Here is a 17,418-nt window from a genome sequence, read left to right as displayed (position 1 = left end):
GGCCCCGTTGCTTATCTGCTCTGCGTCACTGTCACAGTTTGAAGTCGACCCACACCAGACGGTGATCCGAACTGACGCCCTTGGCGATGCCGAGCTTGGCGTCATACACCAGGTGGTAGCCCGGCTCGAAGCTGGCCGGCCAGAACACGCCGGAGGCGACCGCGTTCAGGTTGGCGGAGGGCAGCACGTGGTCGAGCTGCAGGCCGCTGCTGCTGGTGATGCGCTCCGGGGTGGGACGGTTGTTGTTGCGCTTGCACTGATCCGGCTGGCTGGCGAGGCACTCGGGGCCGCCCTGGCTGACCGGGATCAGGGCGCCGTTGGTGACGGACTGATTGACCAGCGCATGGTTGTGCAGATCCTGAATGGCGGTGAGATCCCCATCGCCAATCTGGGGATCGGCGTTGAGATCGCCAGCGATGACGAACTTGGCACCCGCGGGCAGGCCACCGGCCTTGCCGGCGTCATCCACCATGTAGCTGGCGGTCTCCACGTAATCCTGCCAGAAGGCGACTTCGGCCCGGTTGTGCTTGACGTTGTGGCGCGCCGCGTTGCCGAAGATGGGCGGAGTGGGGTGGGAGATGAGGAAGTGGATCACTTCCTCCTTGTTGCCACGCTTGATGCGCACCGGCACGTCGGCGTGGTTCTTGGATGAGAGCGGGAAGGCCTGCCAGGCGGCGTCGTCATACCAGGCATCGCCACACTGGCGGCCTGCCGGGATCGGCGCCTTGGCATTGTTGCAGTCGTCGATGACGGGATTCACTTCGCCCGGCATGTCCTTCCACTTGAATTTCTGGAAGGTGCGGATCTGCTTGGTATCGATGGGGTACTGGGACATCACGGCGAAGGCGTACTGGCCGTGGTAGTTGCCAAAACCCCAGGCGTCGTCCGGCCCGTTGTTGACCTTGCCGTCCAGGTTGAGGTCATGGCCGCTCATCAGGCCGGTGTTGGTGGCAAAGTTCTGCAGCACCGGGTAGCTGATGGCCTTCACTTCGTCGTGCTGGGCGTGGGCCAAGTAGTTGTCGTTGAAGGCTTTGAGGTCCGTGGTGTCGCTGCCCTTGCCGTCATTGTCGAATTCGTTGAGCAGGAACACGTCCGGCCGGGTGCGCTGGATGATTTCGGCGATGTTGCGGATCTGCTGTACGTCGAGGGCCTTGGTCTTCTCGGCGCCGCTCAAGGTGCCGTCGGCGAGGCGGGCCAGCAGGGCATCCTGCTCGGTGCGGCTGAGGGCCAGTTCACCGGCCAGCATGCCGGCGGCGGTGCGATCGAAGGAGAGGTTGAAGGTAGCGAAGCGAACCATGGGGGTCGGGGTCTCGGAGTCATTTTGGCTGTTACAGCCTGCCATCAATCCGAGGGAAATGGCAGCGGCCAGTAGGGATTTGCTGATATTTTTCATTGTAATATTCCGTAGCATCAATAAGTTATACCTTGCTCATGGGGAGCGAAGGCGTGCCCATTATAGGGATCCCGGCCGGCAGCCGGGCTCTGAATGGGCCAAAGTGTGAGACCATTCACAGAGCAAAACGGGAGGCGAGATGAGTCGGCGACAGACGGCCCTGGTGGTCGAGGGGGGCGCCATGCGCGGCATTTTCGCCGCCGGGGTGCTGGATGCGTTTCTGGCCAAGGGCCGCACGGCATTTGATCACTGCATCGGGGTATCGGCCGGGGCGGTCAATCTGGCGGCCTTTCTGGCCGGTCAGCAGGGGCGCAACCACAACGTCATCACCGACTACTCCTGCCGTCCCGAGTTCATCAACCTGGCCAAGTTCTTGCGCGGCGGACACTGGCTTGATCTCGACTGGCTGTGGGCGATCACCATCCGCGAGTGCCGGCTCGCTCTGGCACGCTTTGCCGCCAACCCGGTGCCGCTGACCGTGGTGGCCACCCGGGTAGCGGACGGCCAGGCCGCCTACCTCAAGGCCAACGCCGCCGAGCTGGAGCAGCAGATCAAGGCCTCCTGTTCGGTGCCGCTGGTCTACCGGGACTTCGTGCGCATCGACGGGGAGGCCATGACGGACGGCGGGGTGGCCGACTCCATTCCGGTGCGCCACGCCTATGAGCAGGGGGCGCGCGACATCACTGTGGTGCTTTCCCGCCCGCTGGGCTATCGCAAGCGGGCGCCGCGCCTGCCAGCCCTGCATCGCTATCTGCTGCGCGAGACGCCGGCTCTGGCTCGCGCCAGCCTGTCGCGTCATCAAAGCTACAACGATGCCATCGACTTCATCCGCCAGCCGCCGGCCGATTGCCGCATCCGGGTCATAGTGCCGCCGGCGGGTTTTCGGGTCGGCCGCATGACCACCGACCGGGGGCGGCTGGAGCAGGGTTACCAGATGGGCTGGCAGGCGGCCCTCGACTATCTAGGGAGCGCTTAGGCGCTCTTTGCACACCATTGCGGCCCCAACCTGGGCCGCCACCATGAAAGCGCATGGCGATGGCGCAGCAGATCTGCGACGCGTCATTTCGCCCGGTCATTCCCCTTTTGCGTGGTGGTGGCTGCACTCCGTTCGTCTGCTTAATATGTAGCTGGATAATTATTTGCGATATTTACAGCGAAATGGTCAGGATTGCCGCCATGAAAAAATATCACTATTAAGTTGTGCTAAATAATCCACGAGTCAAATTGTGACTGAATAATATAACGGTTGGGGAACTTTTCTGATTGGTGATATTTGATACGCATCAATTTAAATAAAATCTGTTTTTATTCATATGCATAGTTCAACTTGACTTATGCTAAATAGATTATTCGCTGCGGGTTGAATCTGTTTACATCAATGGCGAATTGATAGCCTGACTTCATCTCGGCTACTGTCCCCTCTCGATTCGTTTGGGTAGCAAACGGATACAAAAATAATAACGACAGAGACTGGACGCATTGATAAAGAGTCATCTTTATTGATTTTAATCCTGCCAAAGGAGCCGGAATAATGAGTGGTTTATCTTCCCATCATATTGCCCAAAATATATTTGCCGAGCTGTTGCCTTATCGCCGCCGCTTCCCCGATCCCATTCTGGATCGGCAGCAGGAGGAAGCAGAGGTGGCCGCCATCCAGATCCCCCGTCTGCAGGCCTTCATCGAGCGGGGCGAGACCATCACCTGTGTGCTGCCCGCCTTCCCCACCAAGTCACCCAATCCGAACAAGGTGCTGGGCACCCTGCCGGACATGGCGGAGCGGCTCTCCCTCAGCTTTCTCAATCACCTCTGCCAGCGCATCCAGCTGCACTACGCGCCCGGCATGCGGATCCTCATCTGCTCGGACGGCCACGTGTTCGGTGACCTCATCCGGGTGGCGGACCCGGCCATCGACGCCTATCAAGCCCACATCGAGCAGCTGATCCTGGAGCTGGGGGCGACCCACCTCGGGGTCTTCCACCTGGGCATGGTGGCGGGCATGGCCGAGTTTTGCGCCAGCCGCGACTTCGACACCCTGCGCGAACAGCTGGTAGAGCGCTATGCCGAGCCGCTGGCACAGATAACGGAAGAGGTAAGAAGCACCGAGGAGGGCATTCGCCTCTATCGCGCCATGACCCGCTTCCTCTATGAAGACAGCCAGCTGCCGGACACCCCGCTCTCCAACACGGCGTTGCAGCGGGATGCCAAGGCGCGCACCCATGCGGTGATCCAGCGCAGCCGCGCCTGGGGCAACCTGCTGGCGGAGCGCTTCCCCGAGGCGATCCGTCTCTCCATCCACCCCCAGGCGAGCCACAGCCTGAAGATGGGCATCCACATGCTGCCGACCCGGGATGACTGGCTCACCCCCTGGCACGGGGTGGCGGCCAACCTGGATGGCCAGTTCGTGCTGATGAAGCGGCGCGACGTGCTGGCGATGGAGCATGAGCTGGTCCATATCCACGGCCGTCCGAGCCACTACCTGATCAACGGCAAGCAGGCCGCCGCCTGAGGAGTTTCCCATGACTGCATCCATCGTTACCCTCGGCGGCGAGCGCTGCCGCATCCTGCCACAGGCCCCGTTCGGCCTGCTGATTGAACCGGCCCGCAACGCCCAGCCGGTGCAGAGCCTGGCTATCGAGGCGCTGCGCGAACTGGCCCGCCGTCACGGCGTGCTGATCCTGCGCGGGTTCGAGTCCGGCTTCACCGATCCCGAGCGGCTGACCCGCTACGGCGAGGGGTGGGGCGAGATCATGATGTGGCCGTTCGGCGCCGTGCTGGACGTGAAAGAGCACGAGAACGCCACCGACCACATCTTCGACTCCAGCTATGTGCCGCTGCACTGGGACGGCATGTACAAGCCGACCCTGCCCGAGTTCCAGCTGTTTCACTGCGTGCACGCCCCGGCGGCGGACGAAGGGGGGCGCACCACCTTCATCAATACCCGTCAGCTGCTCACCGAACTCGACGGCGAGCGGCTGGCCCGCTGGGAGCGGGTGCACATCACCTATCGCATCAAGCAGGTGGTGCACTACGGCGGCCAGGTGCGCTCGCCGCTGCTGGTGCCCCACCCGGTGAGCGGCGAAACGGTACTGCGCTACAACGAGCCGCCGCGGGAGGGGGTGCGTTTTCTCAATCAGCATGCCCTCGAGATTGAGGGGGTGGCACCGGCCGAGCAGGCCGCCTTCCTGCAGGATCTGCACCAGCGGCTCTACGATCCGCGCTACTTCTATGCCCACCAGTGGCAAGGGGGAGACGTGGTGATCGCCGACAACCTCGGTCTGCTGCACGGCCGCGAGGGGTTCACCGCCCGCTCCGCCCGCCACATCCAGCGGGTCCACATCCAGGCCAGCCCGGTCTGTCTCAACCCGGCGCTGGCGCCGCAAGGGGCGGCGTGATGGCGACCATTTTGCTGGCGGCCACCGCCACCCCTGGCCACGTCAATCCCATGCTGGCGGCGGCCCGTCTGCTGGTGGGGGAAGGGCACAGGGTGTTGATGCTGTGCGGCGCCCTGTTCGAGCAGCGCATCCGCGCAACCGGTGCCGAGTTCGTGCCCTTCGCCCCCGAGGTGGACTTTGACTACCGGGCGCTGGAGCGGCATTTTCCCGAGCGGGCCAGCCTGAGCGGCACCGCCCAGATGGCGCTGGCGCTCAAGCGCTTCTTCGCCGCCCCCATGGCGCGGCACGACAGTCATCTGCGGGCGCTGATCGCGGCAGAGGGGGTGGATCTGCTGCTGGTGGAGAACGGCTTCTACGGCGTGTTGCCGCTGTTGCAGCAGGGGGACGGGCGGCGCCTTCCCATCCTGATGCTGGGGGTGAACCCGGTCTCCTTCTCGAGCCCGGACGCCATCTTCTACGGTCCGCGTATTCCTCCCGAGCTGCGCCGCTCCCTTGGCGAGCTGCCCTGGCTCGATGAGCAGACCCGGCAACTGCAAAGGGAGGCTCAGCAGAGCTTCGATGCCGCGCTGGCCGAGGCGGGGGCGCCGCCGCTGACGGCTCCCTTCACCGATGTCATGGTGACGGCACCCGATGCCTTTTTGCAGCTTTCCTGCGCCGGCTTTGAATACGAGCGGCCGGAGCTGGAGGGGGTGATCCGTTATGTCGGCCCGCTGTTGCCACCCCGGATTGAGCTGACGCCGCCGCCCTGGTGGGAGCGGCTCGATGAGCGGCCGCTGGTCATCGTCAGCCAGGGCACCCTGGCCAACGTGGATCTGGGGCAGTTGCTGCTGCCGGCCATGCAGGGGCTGGCCAGCGACGAGCTGCGACTGCTGCTGACCACCGGCGGGCGGGATCCGGCGCGGCTGGACGCCGCCGTCCCGGCCAATGCCATCGTCACCGAACACGTTCCATTCGAGCTGGCGCTGCCCCGCGCCGCCGTGCTGGTGACCAACGGCGGTTATGGCTCGGTGCAGGCCGCGCTGGCGCACGGGGTGCCGCTGGTGGTGGCGGGCACCGGGGAGGACAAGGCGGAGGTGGCCACCCGGGTGGCGTGGAGCGGCGCCGGCATCAATCTGCACAGCAACGAGCCGACGGCGGACGCGGTGGCGGCGGCGGTGCGCAAGCTGGTGCACGAGCCGCGCTATCGGGCCAGGGCCCGGCTGCTGGCCGACGAGATGGCTGCGCTCGATGCCCGCGCCGCCATCGCCGGGGCGGTGACGGCCCTGCTCGGCGGGCAAGGGTGATCCCGTGATGAAACAGGGGGGCTCGATGGCCTCCCTGTTGTTCAGCTTGCGCTCAGTTTGTGGCTGCTAGGGTGGCTAGGGTGACAAGAGGCGGCGTCAGCGGCGCCGGATGCGCTTTTTCATGCAAAAAGAGCGATCCCGACGTTGAATTTTTGGCCGACTCAGGAAAGAATGCGCGCTCGGTAATCGACCTCGGACGCAAGGTGACTCGTCACGGGCCAGACCGAGGATGAAATGGCCGTCGGCCAACTTGGTACAGGAAACCACACAGGAATTTTATGAATCCCCTTCGCACTGCCGCTTCGGCTCTTTTATGTACTCTGGCGCTGGTCAGCCAGCAGGCCGCCGCCGTTGAATACCAGCTGCCTGCAGCCAACAGCCGTCTGATCGGTGAGAACCAGGAGTACGTGGTACCCGCGGACAACCGTCCGCTGGAGCAGATCGCCTCCGACTTCCAGTTGGGTCTGACCAACATCATGGAAGCCAACCCGGGTGTCGATCCCTACCTGCCCAAGGCGGGCAGCAAACTGGTCATCCCCCATCAGCTGATCCTGCCGAACGCTCCCCGCGAAGGGATCGTCATCAACGTGGCTGAGATGCGTCTCTACTACTACCCGAAAGGCAAGAACGTGGTGCAGGTGCTGCCCATCGGCATCGGCCAGCTGGGGGTCAACACCCCGGAGAACTGGATCACCAAGGTGGAGCGCAAGCGCGCCAACCCGACCTGGACCCCGACTGAAAACATCCGTCGCCGCTACGCCGCCCAGGGCAAGACCCTGCCGGCAGTCTGGCCGGCCGGCCCGGACAACCCCATGGGTCTGCACGCGCTCTACATCGGCAACCTGTATGCCATTCACGGCACCAACGCCACCTTCGGCATCGGTCTGCGGGTGAGCAGCGGCTGCGTGCGTCTGCGCGCCGACGACATCAAGTACCTGTTCGACAACGTGCCGGTCGGCACTCGCGTCCAGTTCGTCAACCAGCCGGTCAAGACCACGGTCGAGCCGGATGGCGGTCGCTACATGGAAGTGCACGAGCCGCTGTCACGCAACGAGGAGGAGTTCAACTCCACCGCCTCCGTGCCGCTGCCCATGACCCAGGCCACCACCCGCTTCATCGCCCACATGGACAGCGACTCCAATGTGGTCAAGCAGGTGCTGGAACAGCGTACCGGCATGCCGACCCGTCTCAACCCGCAGGTCTGATGACCGGGGAGACTGGCTAATGCACAACGGCGACCATGAGGTCGCCGTTGTTGTTTCTGGCACAGCCACCGGTCATCAGCTGGTGGGGGGCGCATAGAGGGCCAGCCAGTTGCCCTCGGTATCTTCGATGATGACCCGGGAGCCATGGCCGCTGCCGATGCTGTGCAGGGGCTCGAGCACCCGTCCGCCGATCTTGGGCACCAGCAGTTCGGCCTCCTGCAGACGCTCGCCAAGGGCGAGGTAGATGAGGGGGCCCGTGTGCCCCGGCTGGTGGTACTTGTCCATGGGGCCGAGACAGGCCGCCGCGTTGTTGCCATCGTGGCGCAGCATGGCGAAGCGGATCTCCTCCTGTATCGGCGTGACCGGCACGTCGAGCAGGGCCGAGTAGAAGGCCATGGCGCGATCCAGATCCCGTGTCGGAATGTCGGTCCAGACCAGGGTATTGTCCATCTTGGTGATCTCCAGCATGTTCCGGCCGATGCGACCGGCGGCGCTGTTCCTTGCTGAGGGCCTCTGGCGGCAGCTCGCAGACAGCTTCCTAGAGGTTAGGAGCGGCCCATGAGGGGTGCCAGAGCTAAAAAAGCGGCGCCTGATGGCGCCGCTTTCGGGTGGGGAGCTGGAGGTTTTTTCCCTCGATATACAGTTACTTGCCTGCGATGCTCAGACCGCCGAAACGGATAAGAGGCGCATAGAAGCTCTTGCCATCGTCGTGGTGCAGCACGTTGGCGACCGCTTCCAGCTCACCCAGCAGGCGATAGAAGTTACCCGCCACCGTGATGCCGCGCACCGGCGCCACCCGCACGCCGTCCCGGCACAGGAAGCCGGAGGCGCCGAACGAGAAGTCGCCGCTCACCGCATCGGCACCGGAGTGCAGGCCGTCCAGCTTGACCAGCTCCAGGTACTCGCCGCCTTGCGCCTCGGCCTCGCTGTGGGGACCGAGCCCGAACACCAGGTGGCGCGGGCTGACATCCAGCGCACTGCGGGCGCTGCGCGCCGCCGAGCCGTTGCTGGCCAGGCCGAAGTGGTGGGCGGTGGCGCTGTTGTGCAGCAGGGTTTTGAGCTCCCCTCCGCCGATCAGCAGCAGATCCCGGGTGGGGGCACCCTCGCCATCGAAGGCCTTGATGTGCATGCCGCCCGGCATATAGGCCCGGCTCTCCAGGGTGAGCCAGCGGGAGGCCACGCGTTGGCCCAGCTTGTCGCGCCAAGGGTTGATCCCCTGCTGGGCCCACTTGCCCGACAGCGCGGCCTGGAAGCAGCCGAACAGGCTGGCCAGGGCATTGGTGTCGAAGATGGCGCTGTAGTGGCCGCTCGGTACCGCTTCTCCCGCCAGCAGGCCGTCGGCCACGGCGTGGATCTGGCGGATGAGGGTCTGGCTGTCCAGTGCATCGAAGCGGCGTTCATACTGCCCCTGGGAGAACATGGACTGACGGCCGTCGCGCTCGATGAGGGCGGAGCTGTAGCAGCCGACGCTGAACGCCTGATGCTGGCAGAGGCTGCCCTGGCTGTTGGCGAGCCACAGCCGACCCTCTCCCTCGAAGAAGCTGTTGTAGGGGGCGCCGGTCACGTCCGGCAGCGCCAGCATGTCCGACTCGAGGCGCAGGGCCAGGGCAATCTTCTCCTCCACCGGGGTGGTGTCGGGCTGATTGATCTCGGCGCAGTCGGTGGTGAGCCGGCTCTGCTGCACGGCGATGGTCTGATCCGGGTCCACCTTGGCGAAGCGGCTGGCATCCAGCGCATCCTGCAGCATGGCGGCCAATGCCGACTCGTCGAGGGACTCCGAATAGGCGATGCCGACCCGGCCCTCTTTTATCAGCCGAATGCCGATCTGCTGGCTGCTGGTGACCTTGTATTCGCTGAGCTCGCCCTTGTCGGCCTTGAGGGAGAAGGCCTTGTCCTGGTTGGCGATGATGTCGGCCTCGGCACCGAGATCGGCGACCTGGTCCAGCAGGCGGGCAAGCAGTTGGTTCATGTCGAGTTGGCTCATCAGGCGTTCCCTCCGACCAGGATATTGTCGACCTTGAGCGGCGGCTGGCCGACCGAGGCGGGAATGGAGCCTGAGACCGAGCCGCACATGCCGGCGGAGAGAGCCAGATCGCGCCCCACCATGGAGATCTCCTTCAATACCTGCGGGCCGGTGCCGATCAGGGTGGCCGACTTGAGCGGCCGGGTGATCTTGCCCCCCTCGATGAGGTAGGCCTCCTGCACGTTGAAGTTGAACTCGCCGGTGCCGGGCTGCACCGAGCCGCCCCCCATCCGCTTGGCATAGATGCCGTGCTCCACGGTCGCCAGCATCTCGTCCAGGCTGTGATTGCCAGGCTCTATGTAGGTGTTGCGCATGCGCGAGGCTGGCGCGAACTTGTAGGATTCGCGGCGCCCGGAACCGGTACGGGCGTAGCCGGTGCGCAGGGCCCCCATCCGGTCCACCAGGAAGCCGGTGAGCACGCCATCCTTGATGAGCTGGGTGTGCTGGGTCGCCATTCCCTCGTCATCGACGTTGATGGAGCCCCAGGCGTTGCCCTGCAGCCCCTCGTCCACCGCGCTGACCGCCGGATTGGCGATGAGCTGGCCCATCTTGTCGTGGAACACCGAGGCCTTCTTGGCCACCGAGGTGGTCTCCAGCAGGTGGCCGCACGCCTCGTGGAAGATGACGCCGCCAAAGCCGCTCTCCATGATGACCGGCAGCTTGCCGCTCGGGCAGGGGGCGGCGCCCAGCTTCACCAGCGCCTGACGGGTGGCGGTGAGGGCCAGCTCGCGGGGATCCACGCCGGCGGCGTGCTCCCAGCCCATCATGGCGCCGGGGGCTTCGTAACCGACGCTCTGTTCGCTGCCAAGGGCGGCGATGGTCTGGGCCATGATGCGGTTGTAGTGGCGGCGATCGCTCACCTGCACCCCTTCGCTGTTGAAGATCTCCACCTCCTGCTCCCAGCCCAGCACGTTGCCGGCAAACTGGCTCACCTTGGTGCTCTCGGCGCGGGCCGCGGCATCCATGGCGTGCAGGTAGGCGATCTTCTGTTCCAGCAGCTTGTCGGCCGACAGCGGCAAGGCCACCGGGTTGCGATCGCTCAGGCGACTGAAATCGAAGGCGGTGGCGGTCACCACGGGATCACGCCGGTCCTTGGCCGCCAGCAGGCTGACGATGCGCAAGAGCTCATCGCGGCTGGCCAGGTTGGTGTAGCCGTAGAGCACCTTGTGGCCGTAGCACAGGCGCACGCCGATGCCGAAATCGAGGCCGCCGCTGATGTTTTCTATCTGGCTGGAGAGCAGGCTGAGCTGGCTGCGGCGCTTGCGCTCCACAAACAGCTCGGCGAAGTCGGCACCCAGCGCCAGCGCGTGATCGAACACGTCGCGGGCGATGGCGGGGGCCAACAGGGAGAATGGGGTCATAGAATTTCCTTATTCTGGTCTGTCCGTTTGCTTCCGATACCCGGCTGTGATTGTTATGGGGTACCGTTTCCATTGTTGCAGACCAGCACAAAAAAGTCGCTATAGCGTCATGCGATGATACCGATTGAGAAAATCGGTGCGATTTATGCGCCCGGTGGCCCGAAACCGGGGGCGGCAGTCAGGGAAGCGTCGCAGCTGACGTTTGTTCAAGGGGGCCTTTCACCAGGCCTTTTTCGTCATGCCGTGCGGGGAGAGGGCGATGGCTGGGGGCCATCGCCACTGGTGTCAGGCAACCCTGCGTCAGAGCAGCTCGTGAATTTCCCCCAAGATCTGGTCAACCCACTGCTCTATACGGGATTCGGTCTGGTCGTACTGGTTGGCGTCGTCGAGCGCCAGGCCGACGAAGTGACGGCCATCGTCGATCAGCGCTTTGGAGGCATCGAACTCGTACCCCTCATTGGGCCAGTAGCCCACCAGCTTGACTCCCTTGGGGACCAGCTGATCGTGCAGCAGGCCGAGGGCATCCTGATACCATTCGCCGTAACCCAGCTGATCGCCCATGCCGAACAGGGCGATGATGCGGCCTTCCAGCTCGACATCCTGAATGTCTTCCCAGCGGGATTCCCAGTCTTCCTGCAGTTCGCCAAAGTCCCAGGTGGAGATGCCCAGGATCAGGATGTCGTACTCCTGCATGAGGGTGAGGGGCACATCCTTGATGTTGTGGAGATCGACCAGCTCGGGGCCAATGAGGGCACGGATCTTCTCGGCGGCCATCTCGGTGTAGCAGGTGGTAGAGCCGTAAAACAAACCTATCTTCATCGCTCTTCTCTTGATCGCAGTCGGCAATGGGGGCGGGCAACCGCAGGGTGGCGCCCGGGGGAGGGCGTCAGTCTAGCAGATTGCCCGGCGCGCTTCACCGCCTGGCGGGCGATGGACAACGGCAACTTGCGGCGGCGGTGGGTCGGCACGTTACAATGGGCCATGTTTCCCCTGAGCGCGGCGTACCATGAGCAAGTCTGAATCCCATCCCCTGATCGAGCCGTTTCTGGACGCCCTCTGGCTGGAGCGGGGTCTCTCCGACAACACGGTCAGCTCCTATCGCACCGATCTGGAAAAATTTGCCCTCTGGCTCGACGAGCAGGGTGGCTCCCTGCTGCTGGCGGGGCTGGACGACATCCAGCACTATCTCGCCTGGCGGGTGGACCAGCAGTTTGCGGCCAGCAGCACGGCCCGCTTCCTCTCGGCCCTGCGCCGTTTCTATCAGTACCTCAACCGGGAGAAGCTGCGCAGCGACGACCCCACCGTGCTGCTGGAGGGGCCCAAGCTGCCCAAGAAGTTGCCATCGGATCTCAGCGAAGCCGAGGTAGAGGCGCTGCTGCAAGCGCCGCTGGTGGACGAGCCGCTGGAGCTGCGTGACAAGGCGATGCTCGAGCTGCTCTACGCCACCGGGCTGCGGGTCTCCGAGCTGGTGGGGCTGACCGCCGAGCATGTCAGCCTGCGCCAGGGGCTGGTGCGGGTGGTCGGCAAGGGCAACAAGGAGCGGCTGGTGCCCTTGGGGGAGGAGGCGGTGCACTGGCTGGAGCGCTACTACCGGGAGGCGCGTACCCTGCTGCTCGGCGGCACCAGCTCGGACGTGGTGTTCCCCTCCAAGCAGGCGCGCATGATGACCCGTCAGACCTTCTGGCACCGCATCAAGCTCTATGCCCAGCGCGCCGGCATCCAGGGCGAGCTATCCCCCCACACCCTGCGCCACGCCTTCGCGACTCATCTGCTCAACCATGGCGCCGATCTGCGGGTAGTGCAGATGCTGCTGGGGCACGCGGATCTCTCCACCACCCAGATCTACACCCACGTGGCCAACGAGCGGCTCAAGGCGCTGCACGGCCAGCACCATCCGCGCGCCTAGGCCAGAGAGAGGCGGTCCTTACCTTCCTGTTTGGCTCGATAGAGGGCGGCGTCTGCCTGGGCAAGCACCTGGGCGGGGGGCGCGTCCAGCGCCTCGGCCAGCCCGCCGCTGAAGGTGACGGTCAGGCCGGGCTCGCGCCAGTTCTGCTTGCCCATGGCGCGGCGCCACTGCTCCATCTGCTGATGGGCCTCCTTCAGCCGACCCTGTTCGAAGATGGCGACCAATTCCTCGCCGCCAAAGCGGCAGAGGGTAGCCTTGCCCTCCAGCAGCTTGCTGCCGAGGGAGGCGGTACGCCTGAGCACGCTGTCGCCGGCGGGGTGGCCATATTGGTCGTTGATCTGCTTGAAGTTGTCGATGTCGATGATGGCCAGCACATAGGGGGTATGCTGCTGGTGCAGCTCGGCCAGCAGGGTGTCCATGTAGCGGCGGTTGTAGAGCCCGGTCAGGGCATCGCGCTGGGCTTTTTCGCTCTCGGCCTGCATCTGGTCGGAGATCATGGTGATCTCCTCTTCCAGCTCTTCGATACCCGGAATGCGAGGAATGATGAGGGGCTGACCCGGCGGGGTGATCCGCAGCTGGCGCACCACCTGCACCAGCATGCCGATGGTGTTTTCCAGGCGCTGATGGAAGATGACGGCCACCAGTATGTACATGGCGAGCGAGAGGAGCAGCCCGACCATCATGGTGGGCAGCAACTCCTTGATGACGAAGGAGTTGCTGAACGGGTAGATGATGATGACCCGCCAGTTGGGGTTGTTGGTCAGGGTGTAGTAGGCGATCAGTTCATCATTGTCGCTCAGCAGGGAGCCGCTGCGTCCCTTGAGTTCGGCCAGTCGCTCGTCATCAAGCGGTGCGCCGTTCTTGAGGGGATCGCTGTGGGCCACCACGCTGTGGTTTTTCATGTCGTACAGCAGATAGCTTATCTGGCGCCCTCCCTGCAGCAGCCGGCCAATCCGTTGCGATATCTCCGACAGGTCGATATCGATGCCGATCACCGCCAGCAGCTCCCCCTGCCGGTTCAGTACCGCCCGTGACAGGGTGATGACGGGGACGTGCTGAATGGCGTCGAGGTAGGGGGCACTCCAGACGTTGATACCGGGGGTCTTGATCGCCGCCTGATACCAGTTGCGCCGGCTTGCATCGAACGAACCGGGAATGGGCAGATGGGCGAAGTTGACCAGCTTGTTGTCCCGCTGCACATAGTAAAGCCCCTTGAGCATGCTGCCGGTGCGGCTCAGTTGCTGCCACACCTGGTGATGGCGCTGGCTGAGCACGGGGGGCAGGATGCCGTCATTGAGCTCCAGATCCGCCGCCAGAATGTTGATCTGTGCATCGACGGAGGCCAGTGCGCCATCCCACTGCTGGGCGGAGCTGTTGCTGAAAAACTCGAACCGGTTGCGCATCGTCTCCTGCTGCTTGGTGACGAACAGATAGCCGCTGCCGGCAGTCAGCAGCAGCAGGGGCAGGGCGAGCAGCAGCAGATATCGCAGGATGAAGCTGTGATGGGGCCTGGCTGTCACTGTGAGGGGGGGCATGATGGCGACTCCGGTAGCGAATGCGGTTCGACTCGATATTACGCCCGTTCTGTCGGGCGGGGAGGGTGGGTGACCCATTTCGTGATGGCAGGGGCCTTCATGCGTCTTGTTGGTTGCCCTCAGTCTAACTTCTGGTATCAAAAAAACCGCCATAAGGCGGTTTTTTTCGAATACACGACAGGAGCTGGCGCTTATTTTCCCTGCTGGGATTTGAGCAGATCGCGGATCTCGGTCAGCAGCTCCTGATCCTTGGTCGGGCCGGCCGGGGCCGCTTCCTCTTCCTGCTTGCGCTTGAGGGTGTTGATGGCCTTCAGCCCCATGAAGATGGCGAAGGAGATGATCAGGAAGTCGATGATGGTCTGGATGAACTTGCCGTAGGCGATGACCACGGCCGGGGTGCTCCCCTCGGCGGCCTTCAGGGTCACGGCGAGGTCGCTGAAGTCCACCCCCCCCAGGATCAGGCCGATGGGCGGCATAATCACGTCCCCGACGAAGGAGGAGACTATCTTGCCGAAGGCGGCACCAATGATGATACCGACCGCCATGTCGATCACGTTGCCTCTGGACGCAAAGGCCTTGAACTCTTGAATCAGACTCATTTTCCCCTCCAAAAATGGGCAGGGTACGGCCAGCGCCGCACCGGTATTTGAATAATAAAGCTTCAGGAAAACAGAGGATGACCGTCGTGTTTCCTGTCGTCCCGGTTAGCTTGCTGGGCCTTTGCCCGATTGGCAACCTGTCAGATCGGGATTTTTTTGCGGTCCTCGCTATTAATCAATCGGTAATTAAGCGGTTGAGGAGAGAATATTCACTGAGTTACCTTGTGAGTCCATTCGTTCATGCCAAGTGAGTAAAAGAGTGAAGTATTTACTGCTGGGAATGATGCTGCTGGGCTCTTTTGCCGCCAGCGCGGGGATGGATCCCCAACTGTTGAAGCAGACCATAGAGCAACGGCTCGGGGTACAGGTCTATCTGGTGGACGAGACCCCCATGCCCGGTCTCTACATGCTGGGCACCGCCCAGGGGCTGCTCTATACCGATGCCAGGGGCGACTATGTGCTGCAGGGCACCATGCTGGATCTGGCCCACGACATGAAAAACCTCACCATGCTGGGGCTGCGTCAGCAGCGGCAACTGGCCCTGGCGCAGATCGGCGAGCGGCGGGTACAGCTGCGGGCCGAGCAGGAGCGCCATCGCGTCACCCTGTTCACCGATCTCGCCTGCAGCAGCTGTCGCACCACCCTGGCAGAGCTGCCGGTCCTGCAGGCGAGAGGGGTCAGCGTGCAGCTGCTGCCGGTGCTCGGCACCTTTGCCGATCTGGCCGAGGCGCAGGCGCGCTGGTGCGATCCCCGGCAGTTCGATGCACTGGATCTCAGTGATCGTTTGCCTGAGACCGGCTGTAATGAGATCCTTGCCCATCATATCGGCCTGAGCCAGTGGCTCGGGATCAAGGCGCTGCCGAGCTGGGTCCTGCCAAATGGCGACCTGGTGCGCGGTTATCAGAGCCCTGAACAACTGCTCAAGATACTGGATCACATCAATGCCCCTGCAAATCCGTCGTCGTCCGCGAGTTGATGATTCCCATCTGCCCGCCACTCTGCACCCGCTGCTTCGTCAAATCTTCGCCAGCCGCGGGGTTGAAGATCCCGCTCTGCTGGAGCGCAGCGCCAACCAGCTGCTGCCGCCCCAGCGCCTGTTTGGCATGGCGCAGGCTGTGCCGCTGCTGGCCGAGGCGCTGACGGCGCAAAAACGCATTCTCATCGTCGGTGACTTTGACTGCGACGGCGCCACCAGCTCGGCGCTGTGCGTGCTGGCCCTGCGCGCCATGGGCGGTCGTCACATCGATTTTCTGGTGCCCAACCGCTTCGAGTTCGGTTATGGCCTCACCCCCGAGATCGTCGAGCTGGCGGTGGCCCGCGGCGCCGAGTTCCTGATCACGGTGGACAACGGCATCTCCAGCATCGCCGGGGTGGCGGCGGCCAAGGCGGCCGGCATGCAGGTACTGGTTACCGATCACCATTTGCCAGGCCAGGAGCTGCCTGATGCTGACGCGATAGTGAACCCCAACCAGCATGGCTGCGACTTTCCCTCCAAGTCGCTGGCCGGGGTTGGGGTCGCCTTCTATCTGATGGCGGCCCTCAACACCCAGCTGCGCCAGAGCGGCTGGTATGAGCGCCAGGGGCTGCGCGCGCCCAACGTGGCGGATTACCTGGATCTGGTGGCACTCGGCACAGTGGCCGACGTGGTGGCGCTGGATGGCAACAACCGCATCCTGGTCCATCAGGGCTTGCAGCGGATCCGGGCCGGCCGTTGTCGCCCCGGCATCCAGGCGCTGGTGGATGTGTCGGGTCGCGACGGTCGTCGCCTGTGCGCCGCCGATCTCGGCTTTGCGCTGGGGCCGCGCCTCAACGCGGTGGGCCGGCTCGACGACATGTCGCTTGGGGTCGCCTGCCTGCTGAGCGAGGACATCAACCTGGCGCGCCAGCTCGCCTCCGAAATGGACAGCCTCAACCAGGAGCGCAAGGAGATCGAGCAGGGGATGCAGCAGGAGGCGCTCGCCACTCTGGAGCAGATCCGTTTTCGCGACGGCGAGGTGCCGTCGGGTATCGTGCTGCACCGGGACGAGTGGCATCAGGGGGTGGTGGGGCTGGTGGCCTCCAAGGTGAAGGAGAAATACTACCGCCCGGTCATCGCGTTTGCCGAGAGCAGCGAGACCGAGCTCAAGGGCTCCGGGCGCTCCATCCCCGGGGTGCACCTGCGCGATGCGCTGGAACTGCTAGACACCCGCCACCCCGGCTTGATGGGCAAATTTGGCGGCCACGCCATGGCGGCCGGGCTGACCCTGCCGAAGGCCAATATCGAGGCTTTCGGCCGGGCGTTTGAGGCGGTCATCGGCGAGCTGGTGACCCCTGAGCTGTTGACCGGGGTGCTGCTCACCGATGGCGAGCTGCTGCCCGATGAACTGAGTCTGGAGCTGGCGGAGCTGATCCGCGCCTCCGGCCCCTGGGGTCAGGCCTTCCCCGAGCCGCTGTTTGACGGCGAATTCGTGCTGGTGCAGCAGCGGCTGGTGGGAGAGAAGCACCTCAAGATGATGCTGACCACGGATTCCGGCCACGCGGTGGATGCCATCGCCTTTGGCGTCGACTTGCAGCGCTGGCCCGATGCCTCGGTGAAGCGGGTGCGGCTGGTCTACCGGCTCGACGTCAACGAGTGGCGCGGCAACCGCAGCGTGCAGCTGCTGGTGGAGCATCTGGAGGCCGCCGGCCTCTGATCCCGCGAGTCTCTCTTGCTGCCGATGACGGCCACCTCAGGGTGGCCGT

At 64.1% G+C, this 17,418-nt stretch carries 15 protein-coding genes; 8 read left to right on the top strand and 7 right to left on the bottom strand.

Annotation, left to right across the window (positions count from 1 at the left end):
* Positions 1 to 31: 31 nt before the first annotated feature.
* On the bottom strand, positions 32 to 1,393 hold the full coding sequence (locus OKC29_RS09365; protein ID WP_162275760.1) for an endonuclease/exonuclease/phosphatase family protein: 1,362 nt from the start codon (positions 1,391 to 1,393) through the stop codon (positions 32 to 34).
* 139 nt (positions 1,394 to 1,532) lie between these two features.
* Here OKC29_RS09365 and OKC29_RS09360 point away from each other — a divergent pair, with 139 nt between their 5' ends.
* The 5 genes from OKC29_RS09360 to OKC29_RS09340 all read left to right on the top strand — a co-directional run bounded on the left by OKC29_RS09360 (position 1,533) and on the right by OKC29_RS09340 (position 7,273).
* Positions 1,533 to 2,369 carry a patatin-like phospholipase family protein gene (locus tag OKC29_RS09360; protein WP_073351350.1) on the top strand — a complete coding sequence of 279 codons (837 nt, stop codon included), beginning with the start codon at positions 1,533 to 1,535 and terminating at the stop codon, positions 2,367 to 2,369.
* A 555-nt stretch (positions 2,370 to 2,924) separates the two neighbouring features.
* On the top strand, positions 2,925 to 3,899 hold the full coding sequence (locus OKC29_RS09355; protein ID WP_011707054.1) for an L-tyrosine/L-tryptophan isonitrile synthase family protein: 975 nt from the start codon (positions 2,925 to 2,927) through the stop codon (positions 3,897 to 3,899).
* Between the two features lie 10 nt (positions 3,900 to 3,909).
* A complete protein-coding gene (locus tag OKC29_RS09350) occupies positions 3,910 to 4,785 on the top strand; it encodes a TauD/TfdA dioxygenase family protein (RefSeq protein WP_024944250.1) in 876 nt (291 codons plus the stop codon).
* Positions 4,785 to 6,068, top strand: a complete 1,284-nt coding sequence (locus OKC29_RS09345; RefSeq protein WP_073351348.1) for a glycosyltransferase — start codon at positions 4,785 to 4,787, stop codon at positions 6,066 to 6,068. Before OKC29_RS09350 ends, OKC29_RS09345 begins: the two co-directional genes overlap by 1 nt.
* 278 nt (positions 6,069 to 6,346) lie before the next feature.
* Positions 6,347 to 7,273, top strand: coding sequence for a L,D-transpeptidase family protein (locus OKC29_RS09340; protein WP_011707051.1), 927 nt, complete (start codon positions 6,347 to 6,349; stop codon positions 7,271 to 7,273).
* Positions 7,274 to 7,348: 75 nt separating this feature from the next.
* Here the strand turns inward: OKC29_RS09340 and OKC29_RS09335 are convergent, their stop codons facing one another.
* From OKC29_RS09335 to fldB, 4 genes are all read right to left on the bottom strand, one after another.
* A complete protein-coding gene (locus tag OKC29_RS09335) occupies positions 7,349 to 7,741 on the bottom strand; it encodes a VOC family protein (RefSeq protein ID WP_162275759.1) in 393 nt (130 codons plus the stop codon).
* A gap of 175 nt (positions 7,742 to 7,916) precedes the next feature.
* Positions 7,917 to 9,257: a TldD/PmbA family protein gene (locus tag OKC29_RS09330; protein ID WP_073351347.1), complete on the bottom strand. Its 1,341-nt coding sequence runs from the start codon at positions 9,255 to 9,257 to the stop codon at positions 7,917 to 7,919.
* On the bottom strand, positions 9,257 to 10,657 hold the full coding sequence (locus OKC29_RS09325; RefSeq protein ID WP_073351346.1) for a TldD/PmbA family protein: 1,401 nt from the start codon (positions 10,655 to 10,657) through the stop codon (positions 9,257 to 9,259). The genes OKC29_RS09330 and OKC29_RS09325 overlap by 1 nt, the downstream gene beginning before the upstream one ends.
* A gap of 300 nt (positions 10,658 to 10,957) precedes the next feature.
* Positions 10,958 to 11,476 (bottom strand): flavodoxin FldB, encoded by a 519-nt coding sequence (gene fldB, locus OKC29_RS09320; RefSeq protein ID WP_016351694.1) that lies wholly within the window; start codon positions 11,474 to 11,476, stop codon positions 10,958 to 10,960.
* A gap of 187 nt (positions 11,477 to 11,663) precedes the next feature.
* Between fldB and xerD the strand changes: the two genes are divergently transcribed.
* Positions 11,664 to 12,563, top strand: a complete 900-nt coding sequence (xerD, locus tag OKC29_RS09315) for a site-specific tyrosine recombinase XerD (protein ID WP_073351345.1) — start codon at positions 11,664 to 11,666, stop codon at positions 12,561 to 12,563.
* On the opposite strand, the gene OKC29_RS09310 is transcribed toward xerD, so the two are convergent.
* Positions 12,560 to 14,098 carry a sensor domain-containing diguanylate cyclase gene (locus tag OKC29_RS09310; protein WP_162275758.1) on the bottom strand — a complete coding sequence of 513 codons (1,539 nt, stop codon included), beginning with the start codon at positions 14,096 to 14,098 and terminating at the stop codon, positions 12,560 to 12,562. The genes xerD and OKC29_RS09310 overlap by 4 nt on opposite strands.
* 191 nt (positions 14,099 to 14,289) lie before the next feature.
* Positions 14,290 to 14,697 carry a large-conductance mechanosensitive channel protein MscL gene (mscL, locus tag OKC29_RS09305; RefSeq protein WP_017409264.1) on the bottom strand — a complete coding sequence of 136 codons (408 nt, stop codon included), beginning with the start codon at positions 14,695 to 14,697 and terminating at the stop codon, positions 14,290 to 14,292.
* Between the two features lie 259 nt (positions 14,698 to 14,956).
* Between mscL and OKC29_RS09300 the strand changes: the two genes are divergently transcribed.
* Together OKC29_RS09300 and recJ are read left to right on the top strand one after the other, a co-directional pair.
* Positions 14,957 to 15,673, top strand: coding sequence for a disulfide isomerase DsbC N-terminal domain-containing protein (locus tag OKC29_RS09300; protein WP_024944245.1), 717 nt, complete (start codon positions 14,957 to 14,959; stop codon positions 15,671 to 15,673).
* A complete protein-coding gene (gene recJ / locus OKC29_RS09295) occupies positions 15,639 to 17,369 on the top strand; it encodes a single-stranded-DNA-specific exonuclease RecJ (RefSeq protein WP_073351343.1) in 1,731 nt (576 codons plus the stop codon). The genes OKC29_RS09300 and recJ overlap by 35 nt, the downstream gene beginning before the upstream one ends.
* The last annotated feature ends 49 nt before the right edge of the window (positions 17,370 to 17,418 follow it).

It is taken from the genome of Aeromonas sp. QDB34 (assembly GCF_027705405.1).
GTDB lineage: Bacteria > Pseudomonadota > Gammaproteobacteria > Enterobacterales > Aeromonadaceae > Aeromonas > Aeromonas hydrophila.
This window is presented reverse-complemented; position numbering and strand designations above follow the sequence as displayed.